Below are 15,910 nucleotides of genomic sequence, written 5' to 3'. Positions count from 1 at the left end.
AGACGGGGTGAATGTGTCTAAAAATACGCTTTGTTCGTATATCTGAGAACCTTGTAGTCTGAAAGTCTTTCACCGCAATACTTTCAGGCTATCTTGCCCCTGGTGACAGCTTCGCTATATTTACCCCTTATTGTTACACCAGAGGGTACAATCATCAGTGGACATCGGCGTTGGAAAGCAGTGTCATCTCTTGGGTGGGTAACAGTTCCCGTTGAAGAAAAAGAGTTTACTGATGAAATCGCTGAATTAGAAACTCTGTTACTGGAGAATGCTAACAGAGAAAAATCTATAGAGCAAAAATGCCGGGAAGGATTAACTTGGGAAGCTATTGAGCGAACTAACTCTCGTCAGCGTCAGGGAAGTAAAGGATCTGGCGTGGGAAGTACTAGGGATGTCATAGCAAAGAGGGTTGGTATAGGAAGTGGTATTAATTATGAAAAGGCTCGTAAAGTTGTATCAGCTATTGATGAGGCACTTTTAGTTGGTAATCTTGCAAAAGCAGAAGCATTACGAAAGAAATTGAACCACAAAAGTGTAGATGCGGCTTTCAAAATGATTAGCAGTATTGAAAATACTAGTGAAGCACAACAACATACACAAATGCAGTGGATATTAGCTAAGTTAGGTCAAAAGCTTTGTGGTTCCGTATGGATTGCTTCTAATGATCGCTCACGTATGTGGGAGAAAGAACAATTGGGAAACTTAAGTATTGATTCTTTCCCGCCATTAGGAATTGGGAACGATGCACAATCAACAGTTAAGTACATTGATGTAGTTTGGTTAAGTGGTAGTCATCAAATTACTGCGGCATTTGAGGTTGAACTTACTACACCGATTTACTCAGGTTTACTAAGGATGGCTGATTTAGTCACGCTTTGTCCAAATTTAAATTTTCCACTTTATATAGTCGTTCCAGAAGCACGTACTAATAAAGTCAAGAAAGAACTTAGACGAGCTACTTTTAAAAATCTAAAGCTCGATAAGAAATGCCGTTATATAGTGATTGAGAAGTTAATGGAAAAATGGGATGCCATCATGGAAATTGGTACAAGTGTAGATTCTATTAAGACAATATCCCATAGTTTTGATAGTGACTTATAAATGCGATAATTGTAAATATAGGTAGAAATCACTCTATTTTAATCTTCTCCCTGACCCAAGCGCGAAATGATTTAAGTAAAGCAATTTCTCCCATACTTTTACTTTGGTCAATAAATCTGCTTATCTCATTCACTGAAACTATAGGAAAGGCAATACTAAACTTACACTCGACATATTGCCCTTCTATCAACTGAGAAAATTTTAAATTTTGCCCGTCGTATCTCCAAAGTTCAGTTACACCCAACGCTGAATAAATCCCCAGTTTGTTAACTGAACTACTGGTAATGTCAATCTCAATTGCTAAGTCAGGCGGCGGATCTGTTTCTAAATTTAGTGTTACTCTACCTCTGACTTTAAATTCATTTTGTATATAATAGCAGTTATCTGGTTCTATACCTCGAAGTGCTAATCGCCGCTTCAGTGTTGTAGAACCAGCACTTTTCATTTCTACTCCCACTTCTTCAGCTAAAGCGAATATCAATCGGTCAAACTGAATTTTAGGATTTTCGTGTTCAAAAAGTGGAGTCATGATTTCTAAAACACCGCAGTCATAAGCAAACCGAGAACCTCTATCTTCACCTGTATCTCTCAGCAAGGCTTCAAAGGTTTCCCAGCTAATGTTCTGTAGCACTGTTCTTTGTTCAGCAGGAGTTGACTTGACAAGCATATTACAATACTTCTTCTGTCAGGATATTAGATAAAATCCCAATAATTTTACCTATGTTATTAATATAATACTCGCTCAAGTCGATTTCAATCACTTGCTCAATGAGCTTCAAAAACTTCCAGTTAGTTCCAGTGGTGACAGTTCCATAAATTGCCTGAATGTTATTACCCTCACGTTCATTAAACAATTTAGCTGCTAACATTTCTGCTACACACTGACCTAATCCGGCATTGATATTTTCTTTTTTCGCTTCTACAATTGTCACAACTGGCGCGTTCAGAATTAGTAACTCTGGTGAACGGCTAATAATAAAATCGCAGTTTCCATTTAAACCTTGTGCTGAATCAACTGTAAAATCGATACCAGAAAATAAACTTATTTGATTATTTAAATATTTCCTCACAGCAATTAAAATAGGCGCAATAATCATCTCTGAACGGGATTTTTCAGTATTACTAGCAAGAGCTAAAGGTACATTTTCCCGCAATAGTTCTGTAAGTAATGGTGGACACTCTACTTCATGTACAGATGCAAATATATCAGTTTTATCAGAAATAGTTAAACCAAAGGTTTTTCTAACTCTATCTAAAGTAAAGTCACTGTATGACACTTTAGTTTCTCCTGTAAAGAATCCAGATAATTAAATTGTGCCAACTATTAGCAAGATATGTTGCTGATATTTGGCACAATTAGTATCTGAATATTTTGTAACTTTAATCAAGGAAACCTGCAAAAAAGTCGAGAGTTTCTTTCAGGGCTTTGATGAAAATATCAATTTCCTCGCGGGTGTTGTAGAAAGATAGACTTGCTCGTGCGGTTGCAGCAAGACCTAAATAACGGTGTAATGGTTGTGTGCAGTGGTGTCCAGAACGGATGGCAACGCCTTCTTGATCTAATAATGTAGATAAGTCGTTAGCGTGAACTTCTCCGGCGGTGAAGGATGCAAGAGCGGCTCTACCTTCCCCTTTAGCATTTGGTTTGGGACCGTAAATTCTAATTTGGGGAATTTGTTCTAATTGTTGGAACAAATAAGCTGTTAATTCTGCTTCGTAGGCGTGAATTTCATCCATGCCAATATTGCTAAGATAATCTATCGCAGCACCAAGTGCGATCGCTTCCCCAATTGCAGGTGTACCGGCTTCAAATTTATGCGGTAACTCTGCATAAGTAGAATGGTCTAAATATACCTCTGCAATCATCTCGCCACCACCAAAAAATGGTGGCATTGATTCTAACAATTCCAACTTGCCATAAAGAAATCCTATTCCAGTTGGAGCGCACATTTTATGACCAGATGCTACCAACCAATCGCAATCTATCTTCTGTACATCGACAGGATAGTGAGGAAGACTTTGGCAAGCATCAACTAAAAATTTAGCACCATATTTGTGTGCGATCGCAGCAATTTCTGCCACTGGGTTAATACAACCCAAAGTATTAGAAATATGCACTACTGACACCAACTTGGTTTTGTCAGAAATCAGCTTTTTAAACTGTTCCAAATCAAAAGTTTCTTCTGGTGTCAATTCTACAAATTTCAGGACTGCACCCGTTTTTTGCGCCACCAATTGCCAAGGCACAATATTACTGTGGTGTTCCATCACCGAGAGAATAATTTCATCTCCCGGCTGCAAATTGTTCATTCCCCAACTGTAGGCTACTAGGTTAATCGCCTCGGTTGCGTTACGAGTGTAGACAATTTCCTGACGCGATGCAGCATTGATGAACTTGGCAATTTTATCTCTAGCACCTTCATAAGCATCGGTAGCTTTAGCACTTAGGGTATGGGCACCGCGATGCACGTTAGCATTATATTGCTCGTAATAATCCCGGAGGGTATTTAATACGAACAAAGGCTTTTGCGATGTTGCAGCATTATCGAGATAAACCAAGGGTTTCCCGTTGACTTCCTGATGCAATATCGGGAAGTCAGCGCGAACTTTATCAGCAAGGGTTTTGGTAGAGGTAAAAGTCATTGGTAGATTAGTTATTAGTCATTAGTCATTAGTCATTAGTCATTAGTCAGGGACTTTAGATTATTGACTGTGTTTAACAGGATTTCTCGCAGAGAAGGGACTGGTATTTTGTTGATAACTTCAGCAGCGAAGGCGTTAATTAATAACTTCCGAGCATCGTTTTCATCAATTCCTCGACTTTGCAGATAGAATATTTCGTCATCTTCCAATTGGCTAACGGTAGCACCGTGAGCGCATTTGACATTATCTGCTGTAATTTCTAATTGGGGTTTGGTATCAACTCTGGCTTTCGATGACAGCAGTAAATTGCGATTCAACTGGGCTGCATTTGTCAACTGTGCTGGTTTGGGTACAAAAACTTTACCATTGAACACCGCATGAGCGCGATCGCCTACAATACATTTATGCAATTGATCGCTTGTACCGTGAGGATAGTTTAGTGCGATCGCACTGTGAGTATCAGACAACTGCTTACCAGAAATTACCGTCAACCCATTGAGAGTAGTTTCCGTCTGCTCACCAGTTTGCAAAACTTCCAAATTGTGCCGCGACAACTTCGCCCCTAAAGTTATGGCATGACAAGTATATCGGCTATCACGAGCCTGTGCGATCGCAGTTTTCCCAATATGAAAAGCCTCTGCACCTTCTCGCTCAACCCTAGTGTGAGTAACTTCCGCATTGTCACCCACCCAAACTTCCGTAACCGCATTAGTAAAATATACTCCCTCTTCCTCCGCGCTCTCTGCGCCTTGGCGGTTCGTATACTCCTCAACCAACCTCACCTGCGAACCACCTTCCGCCACCACCAAACAACGCGGCTGCGAAATCGTCAGCGTCTCACCTGAAATAAACACCAAATGAATTGGCGTTTCAACCACCACATTCTTCTTCACCCACACCACAGCAGCATCAGTTATCCCAGCCGTATTGAGAGCAGTAAAAACTTCTTGCGCTCCCTCAGCTTGAGCTAAATACTGCCGTACACTCTCCTGTTCAACCGCAGACAAACCAGCCAAATTACTCACCACAACTCCAGATGGTAAATCTGTAACTGCGGATAACTCCGGCGCAAAAACCCCATTAACAAAAACCAAACGACTATTAGCTGCCTCTGGCAAGATCTCAAATTTCAAAGACGCAAAATTTCCCGTCTCTAGATTAAATTGCAGCTTTCGCAGAGACGACAAATCAGTAAACCGCCATTCTTCCTCGCGGGTAGTCGGGATAGTCGAGTGACGTACCCAATTAGCAGCGCTTTGGCGTAATTCCTGCAACCAACCTGCTGTTTTTGTTACCGTTACTTGATTTAACAATCCAGTCAGATAATCATCTCTATCTAACAAAGTCGATGTCAAACTGACTACATTTGAATTAGGTATTGGACTAGGAGATACTTGAATACTCATTACACACCCACCTCAGCAGCTGCAAATTCTTCTAGCACCCAGTCATAACCGCGAGACTCTAACTCCAACGCCAGTTCTTTACCACCACTTGTAATAATCTGCCCCTGTGCCATCACATGCACAAAATCTGGCACAATATAATCGAGTAATCGTTGATAGTGAGTAATCAAAATTGTCGAATTGTCTGGACTTGCCAGTTGATTTACGCCATTCGCCACAATTCTGAGTGCATCAATATCCAAACCCGAATCAGTTTCATCCAAAATTCCCAACTTTGGTTCCAGCAACGCCATTTGCAGAATTTCATTCCGCTTCTTCTCACCACCAGAAAACCCTTCATTCAAACTCCGACTGAGAAAACTGGGATTCATCTTCACCACATCCAGTTTTTCCTCAATCAAATCGTCAAAATCAAAAGCGTCAATTTCCTCTAAACCTTGCGCCTTGCGACGGGAATTGTACGCCACCCGCAAAAAATCCAAATTGCTCACACCCGGAATTTCTAACGGATACTGAAACGCCAAAAACACACCACTTCTCGCTCGTTCCTCCGGTTCCAACTCCAGAAGATTTTGCCCCTGGAAAATCACCTCACCGCCAGTCACCTCATACGCCGGATGCCCAGCCAACACCTTAGAAAAAGTACTCTTACCAGAACCATTCGGCCCCATAATCGCATGAATTTCACCCGATCGCACCTCCAGATTCACACCCTTAAGAATCGGTGTCCCATCAACATTAGCCGTCAGATTCCTTACTGACAGCACAATTTCGCTATTTTCAATAATCATTTTTTCTCTCTTCTTTTTTGGTTCGTAGTAGCCGCTTTAGCGCTTTTCTCCAGCGCTAAAGTGCTGACTACAATTAATTTTTTCAGTTCCTAGTGATTTCCCAGCACTAAAGTGCTGACTACAAACCCTATCCAACACTACCTTCCAACTTCAAACTCAACAACTTATCAGCTTCCACAGCAAACTCCATCGGTAGCTGATTGAAAACATCCTTACAGAAGCCGCTAATCATCATTGATATTGCATCTTCCGAAGAAATACCCCGTTGAGCGAAGTAGAATAACTGATCTTCCCCAATCTTAGAAGTAGAAGCTTCATGCTCTACTTTGCCAGTGTTATTTTGCACCTGAATATAAGGGAAAGTATTGGCATGGGCATTATCCCCAATCAGCATTGAGTCGCACTGGGAATAATTTCTCGCCCCTTTCGCTGTCGGATTGACTTTCACCAAACCCCGGTAGCTGTTACTAGAATTACCTGCGGAGATTCCTTTAGAAATAATTGTACTGCGGGTATTTTTACCCACATGAATCATCTTGCTGCCAGTATCAGCTTGCTGCATGTGATTTGTCAGCGCCACCGAGTAAAACTCACCCACAGAGTTATCACCCACCAACACACAGCTAGGATATTTCCAAGTAATCGCTGAACCTGTTTCTACTTGAGTCCAGGAAATCTTGGAATTTACACCCTGACACAAACCGCGCTTGGTGACAAAGTTGTAAATACCGCCTTTACCATTAGCATCGCCAGCGTACCAGTTTTGCACAGTAGAGTATTTAATTTCGGCGTTATCAAGGGCGACGAGTTCCACAACGGCGGCGTGTAACTGGTTGCTGTCATACATCGGGGCGGTACAACCTTCAAGGTAAGAAACATAACTACCTTCTTCGGCGACAATCAAAGTCCGCTCAAATTGTCCCGTATCACCAGAGTTGATGCGGAAGTAGGTAGACAATTCCATTGGACATTTTACGCCTTTAGGAATATAGACAAAAGAACCATCGCTAAACACGGCGGCGTTCAAGGCGGCAAAATAGTTGTCAGCAATGGGAACAACGCTACCCAAATATTTTTTGATTAATTCAGGGTGTTCTTGCAACGCTTCGGAAAACGAACAGAAAATAACGCCATCTTCCGCTAACTTCTCCTTAAATGTAGTAGCGACAGAGACGCTATCAAAAATTGCATCGACGGCGACATTTGCCAGCCGCTTCTGTTCAGATAGAGAAATGCCTAACTTCTCGAAGGTTTCTAAAAGGGTTGGATCGACTTCGTCCAAGCTGTTTAGTTTTTCTTTCTTGCGTTTTGGCGCTGAGTAATAAATGATATCCTGATAATTGATTGGCGGATACTTGACATTCGGCCAAGTTGGTTCCGTCATTTTTTGCCACTGACGATAAGCCCGGAGGCGAAAGTCGAGCATGAACTGCGGCTCGTTCTTCTTGGAAGAGATCAAGCGAACAACGTCCTCATCTAGTCCACGCGGTATAGTGTCGGACTCAATATCGGTGATAAAGCCGTACTTGTAAGGTTGGTTGACTAAGGTTTTGACAGTGGCACTCATCAGTAATAATCTCTCGTGTTCTGAACTCTTTTAGGATGGGAGACGGACTTTATCTTTAGCCGATTCCCATATCAGGTTACGCAATGGTTACACGGCTGCTAGAATAGTGGTGGAGACTAAAACAACAGCTTTGTTGTTTAACCTATCTTCATTTTACGCTAGATTAACAACAACAATGTTGTCAAAGTCAAATTTTCAAAGAAATTTTTGGGACGTTCGCTGAACGCCTCGCACCAACCATAAGATGGCGACTACCCACCAGTCCTCAACTAAGCAAGATATCCTTGAGTATCTGCACAAACACGAAAAAGCAACGGCTTTGGAGCTAGCTGAAGTTTTAGACGTTACCCCCCAAGCGATTCGTCGCCACCTCAAGGACTTGGAGACGGAGGAGCTAGTTTTGTATTCGACATCAATGCAGGCGGCGGGTATGGGGCGGCCGCAGCACCTTTATCAACTGAGTCGTCAAGGACGCGATCGCTTGCATCGAACCATGAGCGATCGCTTTGGTGATGGCCACGGTCATTTTGCGGTTTCGCTGCTAGACACCTTAGCCGAAACGGTAGGACACGATCAATTTAAATCGATTTTAGAGAAACAGTGGCAGCGTAAAGCTCTAGAATACCGCGATCGCGTCGGTAACGGTTCACTGCGAGAACGGGTAGCCAACTTAGTAGAATTGAGAAAAGCGGAAGGCTTCATGGCAGAGTATCACGCTGTTGATGTGAATGACAGCTTTGAGTGCGATCGCTTTATCTTAATGGAGCATAACTGCGCCATTTCCAACGTTGCCGAGTCTTTCCCCAGCATTTGTGGTCACGAATTAGAAATGTTTGCAGCCGTCTTACCTGATTGTACCGTAGAACGCACCCACTGGATTATTGATGGCGAACATCGTTGTGGTTATTTGGTACAAATTCGTCATTAGTCATTTGTCATTAGTCATTCATCATTCGTCATTAGTCATTTGTCATTCGTCATTCGTCATTTTCTAATACCCAATGCCCCATGCCCCATGCCCCATGCCAAACTAAGTTTCAAATAGAGTTTATGGACGTATTACCACAGCAACCATCAGCACAATTTTTAACGCTGGAAGAGTCAGCAAAAGTAGATGCGGCTTTGTTGTCTTCCCCAGAAAAGTTTTTAACAAGATTGACAATTTCATCACTTAAGCTTTTAAAGCATATTGCCCAAGAGTACGATGTTGCTATTGAAGATTTGACAGCGCCGCAACTAATTGCGTGGTTTGAAAAAGATGGTAGAATTCGCCGTGAGCAGGGAATTGAAGCTTCATATCTGAAATGGTAATTTGTTTAACAAATTTTCCAATTTTCCTGCGATTGTAATGCCTTTCTCCTAGCTTGGTGGTTGAGTTTCTAAAACCTCATTTTTATTTAACAAGGCAGTAGTTGCATTGACTATAATCTGTGCTGCTCCTGTAAAAAACGATCGCTCGATAGTCGCTGGAACATCGCTAGGTTGATGATAGTGCGGAGTTCGTAAATTTGCGGTATCTGTCACCAATACAGCACCCACACCCTGATACCAAAATGGTGCATGATCGCTGCGGAGGGTATCTGGTGTCAGTAAACCTTTAAAAGGAATTGGTAGTGTCAGAACTGCTGGCAGATTTGATTCTTGTTTATTCAGGGCGGTTGAGGGGAGCATCTGTGAGCTTTGAAAGGCATTCAGTAAAGGCAAATGTTCTGTATCACCAACTACTGCCAAAAAGTCACCCTTGTCGCTAGGTGGGGTAACAGGCAATCCGGCAGGGTATTTCTGACACCCAACAGTGTAACAAGCATAACCAACCATATCCATAACGATCGCTCCGCCTAAATTTTGTAAGCGTCTTGTCTTGCTCACAAAAGCTTGACTACCTAAAAGTCCTGCTTCTTCTTTGTCAAAAAAAGCTAGTTGTAACGTCCGTGGTGTGGGACGGGAACCGAGTAACCGTGCAACTTCCAGCACTACAGCGACACCACTGGCGTTATCATCAGCACCGGGGGATAAAGCAACAGTATCGTAATGCGCTGCTACCAGAATTGCTTTAGCGGGTTTGTCAGTTCCTGGGCGTTCAGCAAAAATATTCACACCCTCAGAGAACTTTTCTAATTTAGGTTTCCAGCCGAATTTTTTCAGTTCAGTTGTGATATAAGTGCGAGTAAGCGATCGCTCTTTTGTAGTGTAGCGCTGAAAATTTAACTTTTGGATATGGGTTAACAGCTTGTCAGTAGACACTTGTGGCGCACTGTCAACTTCCTTAGACTCTGGCTGTGGTTGGGGTGTTTCCACTGGAATGCGCTCAACAATTGCCGGTGACGGACGCTGTTCTAAAAACGTCCTACCTCTACTACCCACCACGGCAACTGCCATCAACACCAACAGCATCAGCCAAATCCATTTTTTCATGTGATTTATCCTTGGCTTCCTGACTTAGGGTAGCGCGAATCCCTAATCAGTCCACTTTTCTTAAAAGGGAAAATTTTTAGTTAACCAAGAGGCTATGCTTAATAAGAAAAGCAATGTGTAGAAGAAAACTATGCCCTAACTACACTAACAAGCAGGGGAATTAACTATACAAAACTTAAGCTGACTATTGTTTTGTTCGAGATTGGTTGGTTTAATTGGAGTAACCAAAACCCTAATATTTTTTTCATTGCGATCGCCATTTTCTTCAAAACTTACTGTTAAGTCACGAACTACGCTACTTTTTGTTGGACTAAATGTAGATAAATTATCTTTTATGCTTGATCGATTGTTTTGTACTCCTGACTTTAGTAATATTTTGACCAATATTTCAGTTGCTTCATACGCCATAGCAGTTCTATAGTTTACGTTACCGTACCAGTACTGTTCTGCTGGCGTAGAAAAAACATCTGCTCCAGGCTGATTAGGATACCAGTCAACAGCAATAATCAAGCGATTGTTGAGTTGTAAATCTTTAAGATTATTCAAGGTTTCCATCAGATAAAGCGAATTTGCACCCAAGATCAACTTATCTGTCTTCTCGATCACCTCAATTGCTCTATAAAATGAATTATTACTATCCTCTGTTTGACCATCAGGAAAAACAGCTAAAGCATCAGCTTGTTTGCTTTTTCCTAACTCTTGTGTCAAACTAAAGTTCGGTGCTGATAGTGAAGAGACACCAATAACTCTTCCTTTTTTATCTTTTTCTAAAACTTTTTTAAACTGTTTAAATAGAGATTTACTGAATTCTTCTTCAGGGTTGTAAAAAACAACAACTTGAGGATTAGGTTTTCCACTATTATTCAATAAGTGAGTGACAAGTGACTCGGCTTCTACTTGCGTTGAAGAGACAGTACGAAAAAACACTTTGTTATTGTCTCTACATTCTGAGCGCATACCAAACATGGTACTACCTGGAGAAATCACAACAAGATTGCCTTCGCTATATTGTGGTAGGGCAGAGCAGGTGCTACTAGAAGCATAGATAGTGTCCTACAACAGCAATAACATCTTTTTGATTCTTGGCGAGTTCAGTTGCTATGTTCTTAGCTTGAGATTTATAGTTGCCATCATCAGCAATTAATACTTGTAAATTTAACTTTGAATCTTCTGGCGCATTAACAGCTTTATCTTGTGCCTGAGCAACTCCAAGTAAAATCTGACTCCCGGCATATTTTTTCATCGGAGCCGCAACAGCAATTGTATAAAGAGTTGATTCTGGTCGATCCTTATGATTCTGTCGTGCTTGAGCGTTATTGCGAAATATCAGAATTTCGGGATCTTTTAGAGTTGCTAAAGCCGCAACTTTTTCAGAGTTTTTATCAGAAGTATCATTACGATATCTCTCTACAACATTTTTGGCATCTTTTCGGATGTTGTTAAATATTTCAGATGCTTGCTTATAATGCTCTTTCTTGAATTCTTGCATCCCTGACAACTTCTGACTATAGTAATATTTTGCTTTGGCTGATTCATCCTGTCTAGGATCAAGCAGAGGTTTTTCCCCAAAGCTAATGAATTTTTCCACATTCTGAATCGGAGGTGGTGGAAAAATTCGTTTTAATATGAGTGGGGAAGCGATCAAGAGAATTAATAACAGACTGATAATTGCCCACTCCATCCGGCGATCAAAGCGGTAGCGTCTGCGGAATAACAGAATCCTGAGTTTTCTAGTAATCTTATTTAGCCATGATCCTTTGGGAGGTGGTACAACATGGTCAGAAACTCCAGTAGATGGAGTGGGTGGAGGTTGGCGTTTCTTCCGCATACCTTCAACTACCCGTCGAATTTCCCGCGCTACATCGTTTAAAGACTCATCATTTAAACAGCCCTGACGAACAACAGGTTTACCATCTGTCGGCAAAGCCTGAAGATTTATAAGAGGCGGATGTTTCCAATCGCAGGGACGAAGGATAACAGGGATGACACAAACTTCACCGCGTCTGTGTCGTTCCAGTGCGAGGGACATCTCATTGTTATAACAATATTTTGAGGCAATAAAACCTGCGCTAACCAGTAGTAAGACAATATCTGCTGCCCTCAACTGATCTTCAATTTCATTCTGCCAGTTTGACCCAGGCTCAATCATCCGGTCATACCAAATTGTAATATAACCACAATTGATAAGACCAGCAAGATGATCTACCAGTTCACGCCGCAGCGAGTCGTCCTGGCGGGAGTAACAAAAAAATACCTGAAGTGACTCATCTACTACCCCAGAAAATGAGCGTAAATTCATTTTTAGTTATAAATCTAATAGCGATTATTCTGGCAATAACTGATTATACATTGAGACTCTTTACGTGGGAATATTGAGTTTCATATAAAACAAAAATATTGAGCAAATTTAATATGGCTGAAGTACAAGCACCCATATTTACTTAAATAATTGTTTTAAATAGTACCTTTCAACATTTAATAAGTGTTCAGGAGGTGCTCTTATTTACTAATTTAGTTGGGTCTAATAGAGGTATTATTCTCCACTTACTCCAAACAGGGGTTTCAATTCTGTGTTCGATAAGCTTTTGGCTTATTTGTTTGGCATCTTGCTCAGTCAGCTTTTGGTAAACTCCCTAATTTAGTATAAATTATTTGTGCAAGAGTTTTTTTATAGATTGACCCTGATGACAGAACATTCATGTTGAGCCTTGTTGCAATGGTCTTAGCAAGATATCCCAAAAGTACTCAGCGGCTCCTTGTTGAGACAATAATTTCTTCATATTCTGTTGGCTTGGAAAGGAAGCCATTCCTAATGGTTGCAGAAAAAGAGCGTATCCATCATCAACTATAGACATAGATTCATTAATACTATTGTCACTTCCTGAGGCATTTGAGGAATATGCAATATCGTTTCCATAAAGATGGCTAGTTCCTCTTATCCAAATTCGACATTGAGTAGCTTTCTTTCCCGCAATGTAGACAATAGCCGAAAAATGATTTGCATCTATACGTTTAAAATTTGTACCCACTTCTGGATTTCGGTTGGATAATTCAGCAAGTGAATTCTCAAAAAAGTTGGCTATGTATTCAAACAATTCCTCCACAAATTGATCCCTCTCTCGATCCAAGAATGTTTTGCGAATACGGAGATTGCTCGATCTTGGTATATCCAAAATTTGTGGTTTGACAGCAGAACCGTAACTTATGCTTGGTGGCGTGGAATCCTGACGGAGTTGTAGGCGAGTAATTGTCCCTTTTACAGCGTTGACTACTTCAAGAAAAGCATCGTCTTTATCGGGGAATTTTGTGATAGGCTTGCCATCAGTTGGCATGACCAAGAGCTTGCCAAATGGGGCACTGCGCCAATCGCATGGACGCAGGATGACTGGTATAATGTGGGATTCTCCTTGCTCATGCTTTTCCATCGCACGTTGCATTTCAATGTCATAACAGTAATTAGAAGCTAGAAAATCTGAACTGACTAATAAAAGAATGATGTCTGCTTCTTCCAAGTTTTTGCTTATTGCCTTATCGAATTCCTCACCAGCAGTTATTCGCCGATCATGCCACGTCTCAATGAAACCTTGCTTTTTTAGCATAGCAAGATGAATTTCCAACTCATCGCGCAGGGTTTCATCCCGATGTGAATAAGAGAAAAAAATTATAGCCATTCGACGATTATTAATTAAAGGCAGGTATTTACTTATTATTAATACCTTTATATCTTATACCAGTACAAAGGAACTAATTCCCTAGAGTAAATATCAAGTTTGACGGTTTGTCTTTTGACAGAGAACACAACTTCACGTAAAGTGCCGCACTAGAGGAGTGCTGAGTACTGAGCAAAGAAGAAAAGAATTTCTAATTACTTCTTCAAAATCTTTACTCTGACACTCAGGACTCATGACTCAGGGCTTTTATGGTAGATTTATTGCTGATCGCGATCGTGGGGTTCCTGGGGAGTTTTGGACATTGCTTTGGGATGTGTGGGCCCCTAACAGTGGCATTTTCCCTGTCTCATCAGCCGAAAGGGACATCACCCTTAGAAAAGTCCGACACTTGGCAACAGCAATTAAAATTTCATATCCTGCTAAACCTGGGGCGGATGTTGAGCTATGCTCTAGTCGGTGCTGGCATTGGGGCGCTGGGTTCGGTATTGCTGCAAGGTGGACAGCTAGCGGGTGTTGGTAGCGACTTCCGGCGCTGGATGGCAATTGTAACTGGCGTGATGCTGATTTGGTTTGGCTTAGGACAAGTAAAACCCGATTTGCTGCCACGCATTCCCGTGTTACATCCCCTATTGCAGGGTAGTTTACACGATCGCCTCAGCGCAGGAATGGTTAAGCTTTCCTTTAAAACCAAATGGTGGACACCAATGCTTTTAGGAATGACTTGGGGTTTAATGCCCTGTGGTTTCCTATATGCTGCCCAAATAAAAGCTGCTGAAACTGGCAATTTATGGATGGGTGGGGCAACAATGCTGGCTTTTGGTTTGGGAACTCTACCCACGATGCTAGGTGTAGGCATTTCCACATCGTTGGTAAGTAAAGACAGGCGCAGTCAGTTGTTTCGATTAGGCGGTTGGGTAACGCTCACCATTGGCATCATTACCTTGTTGCGGACTGGTGACACAATGGTAGATTACACCGGACACGCAGCGTTAATCTGCTTAATTTTGGCGCTAATTGCCCGCCCCATTAGTGGCTTTTGGGCTTCACCACTGCGTTACCGCCGGGGTTTGGGAGTAGGATCTTTTGTGCTTTCTGTGGTTCACACCGCCCACATGATAGAACACTCATTGCAATGGAATTTTGCCGCCTTTTTTTTCCTGCCGCCAGAATTTCAGTGGGGTATGGCTGCGGGTGCTGTAGCATTGATATTAATGTCCCCCGCCGCTTTTACGAGTTGGGAATCGTTGCAGAAATCTTTGGGCAAGCGTTGGCGACAGATTCATCTATTGGGTGTGCCAGCCTTGCTCTTGAGCGCCATTCATGCTGTGTTGATTGGTTCCCATTATCTGGGTTCCTCCCAATCAACTTGGGGAAATAAATTAGCGGTAGTACTGATGGGAATTGTTACTCTCGGTGTATTGCTAGTACGTTCGCGCTTTTTTTGGTCAAAGTTAGCCTTAGAAAAGTTTTATGTTCCCCCAACCAAATCGCGGTAAATCATCCTTATTTTCTGGCTCAATCCCAACGAGTCAAAAACAGAGGCATTACCTACTCAAAGGCAAATCCTTGCATCAAGGAAAAATAAAGTATTTATTATTCCTGAGTTGCTTAGTTATATCAATAACTAATCTTTACCCTGCATCTGCTCATAAGGTGGAAGTCGCTGGAGATGTTGGTGGCACAATCCACATTGAACCAAATGATAATCCCCGCGCTGGAGAACCTTCGCAAACTTGGTTTGCACTTACCCGCAGAGGTGGAAAAGTTATTCCCTTGGCACAGTGTAATTGTCGGTTAGCTGTTTATGCCGAACCTTATGCAGCCGGAGAACCACCACTTTTAGAACCACAGTTAGAAGCTGTGGCAGCTGAACGTTATCAAGGTATTCCAGGTGCAGAAATTACCTTTCCCAAGCCAGGGATTTATGAGTTGCAGCTAAATGGTAAACCAGTCTCTGGGGCAAGATTCAAACCCTTTCAATTCAAATTTGAAGTTACTGTGGCAGGTGGGTCTACACAGAACCCACAAAACCAGCAAGATGTCAATGGTAATTTAGTAGAGGGTGAATCTCAGAAATTACCAATTTGGGCGATCGCACTTCCAATCTTCGGATTTATCGGCATCTTAGTCTTCGTACTGCGAAGCATGAGAGAGGGTGGGGAGTAGGGAGTAGGGAGTAGGGAGAGATGAGGAAGACAAAGGGGAATTATTTAACAAGTATCTTCCCCAATTCCCAATTCCCAATTCCCAATTCCCAATTCCCAATTCCCAATTCCCAATTCCCAATTCCCAATTCCCAATTCCCAATTCCCATAT

The 15,910-nt window shown here is 41.9% G+C and carries 15 protein-coding genes; 5 read left to right on the top strand and 10 right to left on the bottom strand.

Features of this window, described 5'->3' with window-relative positions:
- Positions 1-102 precede the first annotated feature (102 nt).
- A complete protein-coding gene (locus tag CDG79_RS33950) occupies positions 103-1,101 on the top strand; it encodes a ParB/RepB/Spo0J family partition protein (protein ID WP_094346042.1) in 999 nt (332 codons plus the stop codon).
- A gap of 28 nt (positions 1,102-1,129) precedes the next feature.
- Here the strand turns inward: CDG79_RS33950 and CDG79_RS33945 are convergent, their stop codons facing one another.
- The 6 genes from CDG79_RS33945 to sufB form a co-directional block, all read right to left on the bottom strand.
- Positions 1,130-1,768 (bottom strand): Uma2 family endonuclease, encoded by a 639-nt coding sequence (locus tag CDG79_RS33945; RefSeq protein ID WP_094346041.1) that lies wholly within the window; start codon positions 1,766-1,768, stop codon positions 1,130-1,132.
- A gap of 1 nt (position 1,769) precedes the next feature.
- Positions 1,770-2,378 (bottom strand): hypothetical protein, encoded by a 609-nt coding sequence (locus tag CDG79_RS33940; protein ID WP_094346040.1) that lies wholly within the window; start codon positions 2,376-2,378, stop codon positions 1,770-1,772.
- 103 nt (positions 2,379-2,481) lie between these two features.
- Positions 2,482-3,744 (bottom strand): cysteine desulfurase, encoded by a 1,263-nt coding sequence (locus CDG79_RS33935; RefSeq protein WP_094346039.1) that lies wholly within the window; start codon positions 3,742-3,744, stop codon positions 2,482-2,484.
- A 35-nt stretch (positions 3,745-3,779) separates the two neighbouring features.
- Positions 3,780-5,150: a Fe-S cluster assembly protein SufD gene (sufD, locus tag CDG79_RS33930; RefSeq protein WP_094346038.1), complete on the bottom strand. Its 1,371-nt coding sequence runs from the start codon at positions 5,148-5,150 to the stop codon at positions 3,780-3,782.
- Positions 5,150-5,941 carry a Fe-S cluster assembly ATPase SufC gene (sufC, locus tag CDG79_RS33925; protein ID WP_094346037.1) on the bottom strand — a complete coding sequence of 264 codons (792 nt, stop codon included), beginning with the start codon at positions 5,939-5,941 and terminating at the stop codon, positions 5,150-5,152. The genes sufD and sufC overlap by 1 nt, the downstream gene beginning before the upstream one ends.
- A 127-nt stretch (positions 5,942-6,068) precedes the next feature.
- A complete protein-coding gene (gene sufB, locus CDG79_RS33920; RefSeq protein ID WP_094346036.1) occupies positions 6,069-7,508 on the bottom strand; it encodes a Fe-S cluster assembly protein SufB in 1,440 nt (479 codons plus the stop codon).
- 244 nt (positions 7,509-7,752) lie between these two features.
- Here sufB and sufR point away from each other — a divergent pair, with 244 nt between their 5' ends.
- The gene (gene sufR / locus CDG79_RS33915; RefSeq protein ID WP_094346035.1) at positions 7,753-8,436 is read left to right on the top strand and encodes an iron-sulfur cluster biosynthesis transcriptional regulator SufR; all 684 of its coding nucleotides are present in this window, start codon (positions 7,753-7,755) and stop codon (positions 8,434-8,436) included.
- A 122-nt stretch (positions 8,437-8,558) separates the two neighbouring features.
- The gene (locus tag CDG79_RS33910) at positions 8,559-8,819 is read left to right on the top strand and encodes a hypothetical protein (RefSeq protein ID WP_094346034.1); all 261 of its coding nucleotides are present in this window, start codon (positions 8,559-8,561) and stop codon (positions 8,817-8,819) included.
- Between the two features lie 48 nt (positions 8,820-8,867).
- Here the strand turns inward: CDG79_RS33910 and CDG79_RS33905 are convergent, their stop codons facing one another.
- The 4 genes from CDG79_RS33905 to CDG79_RS33890 form a co-directional block, all read right to left on the bottom strand.
- Positions 8,868-9,923, bottom strand: a complete 1,056-nt coding sequence (locus CDG79_RS33905) for a M28 family peptidase (RefSeq protein WP_094346033.1) — start codon at positions 9,921-9,923, stop codon at positions 8,868-8,870.
- Positions 9,924-10,067: 144 nt separating this feature from the next.
- Positions 10,068-10,910 carry an ABC transporter substrate-binding protein gene (locus CDG79_RS33900; RefSeq protein WP_262985863.1) on the bottom strand — a complete coding sequence of 281 codons (843 nt, stop codon included), beginning with the start codon at positions 10,908-10,910 and terminating at the stop codon, positions 10,068-10,070.
- Between the two features lie 46 nt (positions 10,911-10,956).
- Positions 10,957-12,222 (bottom strand): TIR domain-containing protein, encoded by a 1,266-nt coding sequence (locus tag CDG79_RS33895; RefSeq protein WP_094346031.1) that lies wholly within the window; start codon positions 12,220-12,222, stop codon positions 10,957-10,959.
- Between the two features lie 397 nt (positions 12,223-12,619).
- Positions 12,620-13,594, bottom strand: a complete 975-nt coding sequence (locus CDG79_RS33890) for a toll/interleukin-1 receptor domain-containing protein (RefSeq protein WP_094346030.1) — start codon at positions 13,592-13,594, stop codon at positions 12,620-12,622.
- A 248-nt stretch (positions 13,595-13,842) separates the two neighbouring features.
- On the opposite strand from CDG79_RS33890, the gene CDG79_RS33885 reads away from it, so the two are divergent.
- A complete protein-coding gene (locus CDG79_RS33885) occupies positions 13,843-15,090 on the top strand; it encodes an urease accessory protein UreH domain-containing protein (protein ID WP_094346029.1) in 1,248 nt (415 codons plus the stop codon).
- The gene (locus CDG79_RS33880) at positions 15,065-15,760 is read left to right on the top strand and encodes a hypothetical protein (protein WP_223278507.1); all 696 of its coding nucleotides are present in this window, start codon (positions 15,065-15,067) and stop codon (positions 15,758-15,760) included. The genes CDG79_RS33885 and CDG79_RS33880 overlap by 26 nt, the downstream gene beginning before the upstream one ends.
- The last annotated feature ends 150 nt before the right edge of the window (positions 15,761-15,910 follow it).

The sequence above is a fragment of the Nostoc sp. 'Peltigera membranacea cyanobiont' 232 genome, from assembly GCF_002245985.1.
Lineage (GTDB): Bacteria > Cyanobacteriota > Cyanobacteriia > Cyanobacteriales > Nostocaceae > Nostoc.
This window is presented reverse-complemented; position numbering and strand designations above follow the sequence as displayed.

What these genes read in the sequence shown, in the direction of transcription:
- CDG79_RS33945 (WP_094346041.1), bottom strand. Translation starts at nt 1,768, where the DNA reads ATGCTTGTCAAGTCAACTCCTGCTGAACAAAGAACAGTGCTACAGAAC.
- CDG79_RS33935 (WP_094346039.1), bottom strand. Translation starts at nt 3,744, where the DNA reads ATGACTTTTACCTCTACCAAAACCCTTGCTGATAAAGTTCGCGCTGAC.
- sufD (WP_094346038.1), bottom strand. Translation starts at nt 5,150, where the DNA reads ATGAGTATTCAAGTATCTCCTAGTCCAATACCTAATTCAAATGTAGTC.
- sufC (WP_094346037.1), bottom strand. Translation starts at nt 5,941, where the DNA reads ATGATTATTGAAAATAGCGAAATTGTGCTGTCAGTAAGGAATCTGACG.
- sufB (WP_094346036.1), bottom strand. Translation starts at nt 7,508, where the DNA reads ATGAGTGCCACTGTCAAAACCTTAGTCAACCAACCTTACAAGTACGGC.
- sufR (WP_094346035.1), top strand. Translation starts at nt 7,753, where the DNA reads ATGGCGACTACCCACCAGTCCTCAACTAAGCAAGATATCCTTGAGTAT.
- CDG79_RS33910 (WP_094346034.1), top strand. Translation starts at nt 8,559, where the DNA reads ATGGACGTATTACCACAGCAACCATCAGCACAATTTTTAACGCTGGAA.
- CDG79_RS33905 (WP_094346033.1), bottom strand. Translation starts at nt 9,923, where the DNA reads ATGAAAAAATGGATTTGGCTGATGCTGTTGGTGTTGATGGCAGTTGCC.
- CDG79_RS33895 (WP_094346031.1), bottom strand. Translation starts at nt 12,222, where the DNA reads ATGAATTTACGCTCATTTTCTGGGGTAGTAGATGAGTCACTTCAGGTA.
- CDG79_RS33890 (WP_094346030.1), bottom strand. Translation starts at nt 13,594, where the DNA reads ATGGCTATAATTTTTTTCTCTTATTCACATCGGGATGAAACCCTGCGC.
- CDG79_RS33885 (WP_094346029.1), top strand. Translation starts at nt 13,843, where the DNA reads ATGGTAGATTTATTGCTGATCGCGATCGTGGGGTTCCTGGGGAGTTTT.
- CDG79_RS33880 (WP_223278507.1), top strand. Translation starts at nt 15,065, where the DNA reads ATGTTCCCCCAACCAAATCGCGGTAAATCATCCTTATTTTCTGGCTCA.